The organism is Staphylococcus intermedius NCTC 11048, assembly GCF_002902385.1.
Taxonomy (GTDB): domain Bacteria; phylum Bacillota; class Bacilli; order Staphylococcales; family Staphylococcaceae; genus Staphylococcus; species Staphylococcus intermedius.
In genome coordinates this window covers 1-5,065 of the sequence record NZ_PPQH01000015.1, presented here as the reverse complement: position 1 = coordinate 5,065, position 5,065 = coordinate 1, and the positions used below count along the sequence as shown (strand labels likewise).

The window sequence follows — 5,065 nt, the reverse complement described above, 5'->3', positions numbered from 1 at the left end:
TGAAAGTGAATCGATTAGTACGTCTGAATCATTAAGCGAAAGTGAGTCACTAAGTACGTCCGAATCATTAAGCGAAAGTGAGTCACTAAGTACGTCTGATTCAATAGATCAAAATAAGGATAATGATTTACCAGAAACAGGACAATCGACAAATAATAATGGCCTGTTAGCAGGAGTGTTAGGTTTAGGTGGTTTAGCATTACTGAGAAGACGTAGAAATAAAGATTTGAAAGATTAATTGTTGGCACTAAATTTGTATAAGAACAAGCTAAGGAAATAGTTCCTTAGCTTGTTTTATCGTCATAAATGATATAGTAACGAGGTACAGTTAGGAGAGGAATATGTTGTATGAATGAGTACAATAAAAAAGACGAAGACTTAGATGATATCAATGCAGAAATTGAAAAAGAGTTGAATGAATACGATCCAGAACATGACACAAAGAAAGTTAAGAAGGAATATTTAACAATGAAATTCGTATTTACATTGATATTAGTTTTAATGTTAGCATCAGGAATTATCAAAATGTTTATTTAATATAATAAGCAAAGAGAGTCATATAATATCTAGGAGGTGCATCTATGACAGTGTATAGCGTAAACTTTGGTATTGGTTGGGCAAGTAGTGGTGTAGAATATGCTCAATTATACAGAGCTCAAGCTTTGAGAAGACAACGCCAATCATTAAAATTTATATTTTTAGATTTTATTAGTTATGAAAATATCCAAACATTAACGAGTAACTTAGGGTTTAAAGATGAAGAAATTATTTGGTTGTATCAATATTTTACAGATATTAAAATAGCGCCAACAAGTGTGATACTTGATGAGATATTAAGTAAGCAAAGTTCCGAATATAATCACATGGAATTCGATGGTAAAACTAAAAAGTTTTTTTATGATAATAAATATATAATTTGTTATTTGAAGTATGAAAATAGTGACATTGTAGATAGAGTGGAATATGTATCAAGAGGTAAGCTGCTGAGAAGAGATTATTATTCATATGTAAGATTTTCATCAGAATATTTCGCCCCAGAAGAAGAACAAGCTATACTATTTAAAAGAGATTTTTATAATGAAGATGGGTCCATAGCTTTTAGCGAATATTTAAATGAAAATGAAAGTTTATTTGAATTTAAAGATGAGATGATATATTCAAAACCGCAACTAGTAGGATATCTATTTGAAAAATTGAAATTAACAAACGAAGATATGATTATACTAGATCGCTCTACAGATATCGCACAGCCTGTGTTGGAAAATAAAAATGATGCTAAATTAGGTATTGTCGTTCATGCTGAACATTTCAATGAACCTATCTCTAATGATGACTATATCCTTTGGAATAATCATTATGAATATGTATTTATGAATGCTGATGAAATTGATTTTTATATCACAGCTACGGATATTCAAAATAAATTACTTCAATCCCAATTTCAAAAATATTTAAATATTACACCTAAAATTTATACTATTCCTGTAGGTAATTTAAAGGCTTTAGTTTATTCTGAGCACAGAAAACCATATTCAATAATGACAGCATCGAGGCTCGCAAATGAAAAGCATGTAGATTGGTTAGTGAAAGCTGTTATAAAAGCTAAACAACAAATACCACAAATTACATTTGATATATATGGTGAAGGTGGTCAAAAACAATTGCTGAAAAGACTAATTGTTGAGAATGACGCCTCAACTTATATTTCATTATTAGGACATGTAGATTTAGAAAACACGTATAAAAACTATGAATTGTTTTTATCAGGATCTACAAGTGAAGGGTTTGGTCTAACACTGATGGAAGCTGTAGGATCTGGTTTGGGTATTATAGGGTTTGATGTGAATTATGGTAATCCAACTTTCATCAACCATCAGAATAATGGTTACTTAATATCATTAGATACAAATGAAGCTTCTGAAGAAGAAATTATAAACAAAATAGCTGAATCTATAGTGAATTATTTTAAGAGTGATATGAAAAAAATTCAGAATGATTCTTACCGTATTGCTGAAGACTTTAAATTAGAAGCGATACAAAATAAATGGACTCAATTAATCGAAGAGGTGCAAAATGATTAATTTATTTGAACAATTTGATAAAAAGACAATCGTGTTATATAAGAGTTTTAAGTATGCAGGTATTGATCGGAAGACTATTGTTGTAGAAGAAAATGGTTTTTTACCAGATGATGTGTTGAGTCCGTATCAATTTTTTTCAGAAAATAAAACACATACAGAACAACCATTATTTTTTAATCAAGTAAAAAAGCCGAGATTTTGGCAAATTGAAGGTAATAACAATGATGCAGTAATTAAAAATGTAGATGAAATAAAAGCTAGAATTATCTATAGACCTAATTACAAGTTTAGAATTGTTGAGCGTGTTGAATGGTTAAATAAAAATGGTCACACACAATATATAGACTATTATAATAAACATGGTTTTAAGTATGCACAAGTAGTATTAAATCCCAAAAACCACAGAAGGACTTTAAAACACTTTTTTAATGATAACGGCCAAATATTTATGACAGAAAATATTATTACAAATGATATTATGCTGAATTGGAAAGGTAAAGAGTATATTTTCAATTCTAAAGTTCATTTTATTATTTTCTATTTACGTGTAAATGGAATTGATAGCGAATCATTTTTGATTAATTCATTTCTTACTACAGCTGCAGTCTTAAATAACTTAGAAAATGCCTATAATAATACTTTGTTTTTACAACAAGATGTTAACGATAATACAATCAACCACCTTGAAAATTTATTAAGTAAAAATAACCAAAAATATAATATAGCAGTTTCTAACGAAGAAGATTATAAAGAAATACTATTTAAAATACGCGAAGAATGGGATCATAAAGTATTTAAATCTGGTTATGTATATAAATTTTTGAAATCAAATCAACATGGCAATCGTGTATTAACATTGACTAATTCGGATCAATTACCACATATAAGTGATATTATAGAAGAAAATCCTCACTTAGAATTTCACATCGCAGCTTTAACAGAAATGTCTAATGTGCTATTGAGCTTAAAGCAATATGACAATGTGAGATTATATCCAGGAGCTAAAAAACAAAAGCTTGTGAATTTATACAAAATGTGTGATATATATCTAGATATTAATAAAGGAAATGAAATTATGAATTCTGTTAGAGCAGCTTTTGATTATAAGATGCTAATATTAGGTTATCAAGAACTTGCACACAATTTAGAAGTAACTTCTCAAGCTAATTTATTTAATATTGATTTATATGAACCTCTTTGTAAGACTCTTAAAGAAGTTTCTTTAGATAAACAAAAGCTTGATCAGCGTTTAAATTTACAGTTGTCTCAAGCAGGTTCAATTGATCATAATTTTTTTAGAAAGCTATTTTGTTATTAATCTAATATTTTATATAAATTATTGTATTTTGAAAAAATTATTTATTAGATAGATATCAGAAATGATTTCAAAGTCAGATAGTTTAAAGCCCTCTTCAAATTGTGAATATTATAAAAATTCAGCATAATTATTTAGTTATAACAATCAATAACTGTCTCCTTTTTTAATAAAAAATTTTACAATTAAAGAAATTCAAAAAAATATTGAACAAAATAATAAGTCTGGGATACAAACTCGTGCAGCCTGTGATGCACTGACTGCAGCTGGTGCTGGTCATACACTAGCTACGACTGGAGCGATGGCCGCTTAGGTGTTTCTGGTCCAGTCGGATGGAGCGTAGGTGCTGGAATGACAGTGGCTTATGCTGGAGTTTCAATTGCTTGTAATCATGCTTAATAAAAAGAAATGGTGATTAAAGTGAAACAATTTATAGACAAATTCTATTTTACGCTGACTCATATTACAACTTTATTTTTATTTTCTTTTCCTGTAACTAATATTTATTCCGAAAATGTGTTGCTATACTTTCTCAAGTTTTTTGTAATAATTTTTAGTACGTTTATGCTTGAAAACCATTTAAATAAGAAATTCTCTTTAAAAGAAAAAGCTGAAAAGTTTTGTAAATCACTTTTACCAATAAATATAGTTATCTTTTTTGTATTTATTATGTTTATTTTTTAAAAAGTTATATTAGACTTAAAAATAAGGGAGTATATACTGTAAATATACAAAGTTACTGCCTATAATCTTTTATTATGTCAACCACCTTTTCGGTCGAAATGTTGTTATATCAATGTTTTAACGACTAAGCGAAAAGGTGGTTTTATTCATGAAATATACATCGTTGATTTGACGGGGTTTTGACTGGTAACCCAATGTTAGTGCTTTGTATTTTTATTCAAATTTTAAAAAGGAAACTCTGCATTATTGATGTACGTAAAAACGTACGTTATAATATAAGTATACTAATAAAGGAAGTGATATCAATGAATATTAAAACTCCTACAAATGCGAGACAAGAGTTTTACGAATTGTTAAAACAAGTTAATGATAACCATGAGCCTGTTATTATAAGTGGCTCTAAAAGTGAAAATAACGCAGTTATTGTAAGTCAAAAAGATTGGGATAGTATCCAAGAAACGTTGTTTCTTGAATCAACTGGCACTATGGATAAAGTAAGAGAACGTGAAAAGGATAATAGTGGCTATACAAATATTGATGATCTAGATTGGGATAACTTGTAATGAGTAACTACACTATTTCAATTAAAAATTCGGCGAAAACAGATTTAAAGAAAATACAGAAGTCGCAGCTTAAAAGTCAATTTTTAAAAATTGTAGAAACTTTAAAGCTAGACCCATATTATCCAAACCAATCATTTGAAAAGTTACAACCTAAACACTTAGGACGTTATTCAAGGCGTATTAATCATCAACATAGAGTGGTTTATACAGTTGATGACGAACAAAAAGAAGTTGTTATACTTTCTGCATGGTCGCATTATGAATAACCTATTTGCCCAAATTCAAAGATCATAACTAAAGTTATGTATTGAATTTGGTTCTGTTGCAAAATTATATTACATATCTAACTTTGCAACAGAACCAGAAATAGTCTAATCATTCATAGTGTAAGTATGCTGAAAGTATATAAACAACTTTTTGTC

Annotated in this window: 6 protein-coding genes; all 6 read left to right on the top strand. The window is 28.6% G+C overall.

Annotation, left to right across the window (positions count from 1 at the left end; all coding sequences use genetic code 11):
• The coding region (locus tag CD138_RS04135; protein ID WP_142380750.1) for an LPXTG cell wall anchor domain-containing protein at window positions 1-238 on the top strand (238 nt) is incomplete at its 5' end.
• A gap of 110 nt (window positions 239-348) precedes the next feature.
• The gene (locus CD138_RS04130) at window positions 349-537 is read left to right on the top strand and encodes a hypothetical protein (RefSeq protein ID WP_019167502.1); all 189 of its coding nucleotides are present in this window, start codon (window positions 349-351) and stop codon (window positions 535-537) included.
• 44 nt (window positions 538-581) lie between these two features.
• The gene (gene gtfA / locus CD138_RS04125; protein ID WP_019167501.1) at window positions 582-2,081 is read left to right on the top strand and encodes an accessory Sec system glycosyltransferase GtfA; all 1,500 of its coding nucleotides are present in this window, start codon (window positions 582-584) and stop codon (window positions 2,079-2,081) included.
• Window positions 2,074-3,399 carry an accessory Sec system glycosylation chaperone GtfB gene (gtfB, locus tag CD138_RS04120; RefSeq protein ID WP_019167500.1) on the top strand — a complete coding sequence of 442 codons (1,326 nt, stop codon included), beginning with the start codon at window positions 2,074-2,076 and terminating at the stop codon, window positions 3,397-3,399. The genes gtfA and gtfB overlap by 8 nt, the downstream gene beginning before the upstream one ends.
• A gap of 986 nt (window positions 3,400-4,385) precedes the next feature.
• Window positions 4,386-4,643: a type II toxin-antitoxin system Phd/YefM family antitoxin gene (locus CD138_RS04105; RefSeq protein ID WP_019167498.1), complete on the top strand. Its 258-nt coding sequence runs from the start codon at window positions 4,386-4,388 to the stop codon at window positions 4,641-4,643.
• Window positions 4,643-4,909, top strand: a complete 267-nt coding sequence (locus CD138_RS04100; RefSeq protein WP_019167497.1) for a Txe/YoeB family addiction module toxin — start codon at window positions 4,643-4,645, stop codon at window positions 4,907-4,909. Before CD138_RS04105 ends, CD138_RS04100 begins: the two co-directional genes overlap by 1 nt.
• Window positions 4,910-5,065 lie beyond the last annotated feature (156 nt).